We start from the raw sequence: 5,167 nt of genomic DNA on the forward strand, positions 1-5,167 counted from the left end.
TGGTACAGTTGGGTGGGCTCGAACCACCGACCTCCTGTTCCACAGACAGGCGCTCTAACCAACTGAGCTACAACTGCATCCTGCGCGATGGGCCGAAAAGGGGCCTCGCGAATGGGCCGGAAACTAGGTGCAACGCCTCGCTTTGGCAAGACCGCTGCGTCACCGATTATAGTCGCCGGCGAGGCGTCTTGCGTTCATTTTTGAACAAGATCCGACCGGGCGGACGGACCGGTCGGAGCACGCAAAAGCCCGGGCGCTTCGCCCGGGCTTTCGCGCTCCAATTCCTTGAGGCAATCAGGCGGCCGGCTTGTAGTACTTCGCGGCCGACGTCTTGATCGGCTCGACGGTTTCGGTCGCGACCTTCTGGCCGAGCTCGGCGAGCTCCTTGGCCTGGGCGGTGAAGGTCTCGTACTGCTTCCTGGCGTGTGCGGTAAACAGTTCGACCGCGGCGGCCGGCGTCTTCACGCCGAACAGTTCCTGCGCGAAATCGAGCGTGGCCGAGGTGTTGGCCTTGAAGAACTCGATCAGCTTGGTGTTGTACTCGCTCGCGCCCTTGCTGGCCGTGGTGAACACCGCCTCGATCGTGCCGTTATGGGTTTCGGCCGCGTCCTTGAACTTTGCGTAGCTGTCGCGGGCCTGGGAGACGCCCTTTTCGGCAAGCGCGCGCATCTGCTCGGGCACTTCGAAGGGGATGATGGAGGCGGAGAAGGGATCGGTGGAGGTGGTCACGGCTTGCATCCTTCACAATGGGGTTAAACGCTGCTCTCCCTCGCAGACGCGCATAAACGGGCGGCCGAAAGGGTCACATACACTCGCATTCACGGAAGTTTACCCATGCACGGGCGGGCCTGCCCAATAAGCACCCACATCATGTCAAATTTGTGCAACGCAGTGCAATTTCAGGTGCAGCGCGACATTTTTTCGCGCATCGGCTGCGGGTTCCATCCGGGCAGCCGATGGTTGCGTCCGGCCGGTTGCGATCCAGTCAGGTTTTAGGCCTCGCGGCGGCCATGGCGGCCTTGCCGACAATCTGGCCCATTTCGGCCGTCTGCTCGGCCAGCGCGCGCATCTGGGCCTGGACATATTCGCTGTGCAGCCGCATCACCTCGGCAACGTCCTTGGCCTTCACCAGCGATTGGGCATGGTCGAGCGAGGCCTGCACGTTCTTCTCGGCATAGGCGATCGCCTTCTGGCCGGCATCCTTGGCGCCGGCGCGAACCGTGGCGTTGCGCTCTTCCAGTGCACCCGCGGCGGCCTGGGCGGACGCGACGAATTTCTCGAACATCTGGCGGGCCTGGCCCAGGCTTGCTTCCGCCATCGCCTGCATTTCCTTGGGTATCTCGAAACGACCTCGCGCATCATCGCTCATGGCATGCTCCTTCTGGATTGCTGCCAGGATACCGCCAAGCGGCCGCCGGAACGACGCCCGGGAGGTTCGCCATCGTGGGCTCCTGGCGCGGTTTGCAAACAGCAACGCGGCGCCCGCCGAAGGGTTCGCCCCCGCCCGGATTAAGGTTATCCGCCGCTAAGATTACCTGCCGGGCAGCCGGCCCGTGGACCTGCCGCGGCCGGCTTGCGATAGTAACGATCGCTTAACCTTGTCGGCGCTCCAGCGGCCGATTCGATGCCGGACGGTCATGTAGCTGCGATGAAGGATGCGGACTCTTCCTTGTGGGCGCCAAGCGACCCGCGATTGGCGGCCTACGCGAAAAGCCGCCTGCCCGCATGGCTTTGGACGGCCGATGGCCGGCAGATCCTCTGGGCCAACGCGGCCGGCGTCCGCGTGTTCGGCGCCAGCAGCGCCGCTGAACTCGCCGAGCGAGCTTTTGGACCGGCCGACCGGCACCGGCGGCAGGTCGCGCGGCTGACCAATCGGCTGCTCGCAGGCGGCGCGATCCGCCTGGAACGCCTGCAGGGATTTGGCGCGGCTCTCGGCATGCTCGCGACCTGCGGCTGTTCGCGATTCGATTTTCCGAATGGCAGCCACGGCGTCCTTGTCGCCGCCGGCGACATCGCGCTGATTGCACCAAGGCTGACGCTGCCGGAACCGCCGCTTGAAGGCGAAATTGCGCGGGCTGCCGCGCCAGCAGAGCTGATCTCGCGGCCAGGCGAACCTGCTGCCGTGCCCTTCGTCGAGCAACCAGCCGCGCCGCCGCCTCCCGATTACGAGCAGCCAGCGCAATCCGGCGAGGCGCCCGCCGAGTTTGCGCTGTTCGACGCGCTGGACGAGCCTGATACCGCCGAGGCGCCGCCCGCGGCCGCATCCATTCTATCGTCACCATCGCCAACGCCGTTACCGGCGTTCGAAGCATTTACCGGCGAGAGCCCGCAGGCGCGCCGGCTGCCGCTGCGCTTCACCTGGCAGATGGACAAGGAAGGCTGCTTCACCCTCGGCACCGATGAATTTGTCGGCCTGATCGGCCCGCGCACCACGGCGGCGTTCGGCCGGCCCTGGCGCGAGGTTGCCGAGACCTTCGGGCTCGATCCGCAGGGACGGATGATGAAGGCATTCGCGACCGGCGCGACCTGGAGCGGCATCACGCTGGACTGGCCGGTCGATGGCGGCTGCACGCTGCCGGTCGAACTGTCAGGCGTGCCGGTGTTCGACGCCGCACGAGACTTCGTCGGCTATCGCGGCTTCGGCGTGTGCCACGATTTCGATGCGGTGGCGCGGCTCGCCGCGCAGCGCCTTGCGGAATTATCCGGCGAGATGAGGATGCCGCGAGAGGTGCCCGCCGCCGCGCCTTCCGAACCAACCGAAACGATATCGCCCGCGCCGGGCGAATTGCCCGAGCTGGCTGCCGCCGAAACTTCACGTCAGAAAGATCTGGAGACGGCCGTGGAGCCTCCCAAGGAACCTCCCAAGGAAAACGTCGAGCCAGACGTTGAGGAACGCGTCATGGAATCGCAGACCGAAACCGCAGCGGATCGGCCGGCGGAGGCCGCCGCAAACATTTTGCCGTTCCGCGCGCCCGGCGATCCCAAGCCTGTAACGCTGACGCCGGTCGAGAACAGCGCCTTCGACGAGCTTGCGCGGCAATTGTCGGCGCGGCTCGAAACCGAGAACGGCAACGAGGCCGCCGTGCTGGAAGCCGTCCCCGAAACGCTCGCCGCATCGTCGGTGCGCGATGCCGCCAGCGCGCCGCCGGAATGGCTGGCGCCATCAGAGCCGCCGGCGCGCGGCGAAACCGCACGTGACAGGGCGCTGCTCGATTTGCTGCCGGTCGGCATCCTGATCTACCGGCTCGACCGGCTGCTCTATGCCAACCAAGCCTTCCTGACGCAGATGGGCTATTCGAGCCTGCATGCGCTGGAACAGGCCGGCGGGCTCGATGCGCTCTATGTCGAGCTCGGCGCGTCGAATGCTTCCTCGACGTCCGACACCGGCCGCCCCGTGACGATTTCCGCAAGCGCGCCTGGCGATGGCGACGCGGCGTCATCGGCCGCGGAGGCTCGCCTCTACACGATTTCATGGGACGACGATTCCGCGCTCGCCTTGATCTTCTCCGGCACGCGCCATGAGGCCGCCGCGCTTTCGCAAGCCGAGCCGGCAGTCGCGCCCGCAATCTCCACGACATCAGATGTCGGCAACGCCAATGCCGAAGAACTCGCCGCCATCCTCGACACCACGGCCGAAGGCATCGTGATGTTCGACGCCGAGGGCAAGATCAACGCGGCCAACCGCAGCGCCGAGGCGCTGTTCGGCCGCAACGGCGACGAACTGCTGCAGCACAATCTCGCCGATCTGTTCGCGCCCGAAAGCCGGCACGCCGTGTTCGAATATCTCGCCGGCGTCAAGGCATCCGGCGTCGCAAGCCTGCTCGAGCAGGGCCGCGAGGTGCTGGGACGCGAAGCCAGGGGCGGCATCATTTCGCTGTCGATGACGATCGGCCGAACGCGGGCCGACGGCCCGAATTTCTTCGCGGTGTTCCGCGATCTGTCGCAGGCCAGGAAGACCGAGAACGACTTGCGCGAGGCGCGGCGGCTCGCCGAGCGCGCCGCCAACGCCAAGGCCGACGTGCTGGCGCGGATCAGCCACGAGGTACGGACGCCGCTGAACGCCATCATCGGCTTTTCCGAAGTGATGATCGGCGAGCGCTTCGGCTCGCTCGGCAGCGAGCGCTACCGCGAATACATGAAGGACATCCGCGCCTCCGGCGAGCGCGTGATCACCATCATCAACGACCTGCTCGACCTCTCGCGGATCGAAACCGGCAAGCTCGAGCTCGCCTTCACCCACCAGAACCTCAACGAGCTGGTCGAGAGCTGCGTCGCGGTGATGCAGCCGCAGGCCAATCGGGAGCGCATCATCATCCGCACCTCGCTGGGGCACGCGCTGCCGCCGGTCATCGCCGATGCAAGGGCGCTGCGCCAGATCGCGCTCAATTTGATCGGCAACTCGATCCATCTCGCCAATGCCGGCGGCCAGGTCATCGTCTCGACCGCGCTGTCTGACTTCGGCGAGGTGATGCTGCGGGTCCGCGACACCGGCCACGGCCTCAACGACAATGAGGTGGCGGCGGCGCTCGAGCCGTTCCGCACGCGGGCGCCATCGGATCAGTCGGAGAGTTCGCCGGTCAGCCTGTCGCTGACCAAGGCGCTGGTCGAAGCCAACCGCGCGAAATTCCAGATCAAGACCGGTGGCCGCACCGGCACGCTGATCGAGATCGTGTTTCCGCAGGCGGTCGCGCGCGCCTGACGCGGAACTGTTTCTCCGCGGCCGTCGCTGCTTTCATCAAAAGATGGCCCCGCTCTGACAGTCCGTCTGGACAGCGGCGGCATTTCCGGCTGATATGCGGCGAATTGACACACAGTTGCTCCCGCGTGAGCCTGGAGGAGACCCCATGATTTCGTTTCAAGCGCGCCTGTTCGGCGCGGTCGTCGCGTTGGCGCTTGCAGCATCCGGCCCTGCCCTCGCGCAGCAGCTCGAGCTCAAGATCATGGCGCCCGCGGCGCCCGGCGGCGGATGGGACCAGACCGCGCGCTCGATGCAGCAGGCGCTCGTTGCCGCCAAGATCGCCCGCAGCGTCCAGGTCACCAACGTCGCGGGCGCCGGCGGCAGCGTCGGCATCGCGCAGTTCGTCAACGGCGCCAAGGGCGACGGCAACCAGATGATGGTGAACGGCTTCGTCATGGTCGGCGCGCTCGCCATGAACAAGTCGCCGGT

Annotated in this window: 3 protein-coding genes, 1 tRNA gene and 1 pseudogene; 2 read left to right on the forward strand and 3 right to left on the reverse strand. The window is 66.3% G+C overall.

The features are described from left to right. The 3 genes from V7E26_RS29075 to V7E26_RS29085 form a co-directional block, all read right to left on the reverse strand. Nucleotides 1–77 (reverse strand) — tRNA-His (locus V7E26_RS29075). A 217-nt stretch (nt 78–294) separates the two neighbouring features. Beyond that, nucleotides 295–729 carry a phasin gene (locus V7E26_RS29080; protein WP_324422832.1) on the reverse strand — a complete coding sequence of 145 codons (435 nt, stop codon included), beginning with the start codon at nt 727–729 and terminating at the stop codon, nt 295–297. Between the two features lie 256 nt (nt 730–985). After that, nucleotides 986–1,369 (reverse strand): phasin family protein, encoded by a 384-nt coding sequence (locus tag V7E26_RS29085; RefSeq protein ID WP_324422833.1) that lies wholly within the window; start codon nt 1,367–1,369, stop codon nt 986–988. 279 nt (nt 1,370–1,648) lie between these two features. On the opposite strand from V7E26_RS29085, the gene V7E26_RS29090 reads away from it, so the two are divergent. Together V7E26_RS29090 and V7E26_RS29095 are read left to right on the forward strand one after the other, a co-directional pair. Continuing rightward, nucleotides 1,649–4,699, forward strand: a complete 3,051-nt coding sequence (locus tag V7E26_RS29090; RefSeq protein WP_324422834.1) for a histidine kinase dimerization/phospho-acceptor domain-containing protein — start codon at nt 1,649–1,651, stop codon at nt 4,697–4,699. Between the two features lie 145 nt (nt 4,700–4,844). Beyond that, a pseudogene (locus tag V7E26_RS29095) lies at nt 4,845–5,167 on the forward strand (tripartite tricarboxylate transporter substrate binding protein); the annotation flags it as partial.

Source organism: Bradyrhizobium sp. (genome assembly GCF_036735945.1).
Classification (GTDB): domain Bacteria; phylum Pseudomonadota; class Alphaproteobacteria; order Rhizobiales; family Xanthobacteraceae; genus Bradyrhizobium.

Excerpts from the sequence above, each read along its gene's own strand:
- V7E26_RS29090 (WP_324422834.1), top strand. The coding sequence starts at position 1,649 with ATGAAGGATGCGGACTCTTCCTTGTGGGCGCCAAGCGACCCGCGATTG.
- V7E26_RS29085 (WP_324422833.1), bottom strand. The coding sequence starts at position 1,369 with ATGAGCGATGATGCGCGAGGTCGTTTCGAGATACCCAAGGAAATGCAG.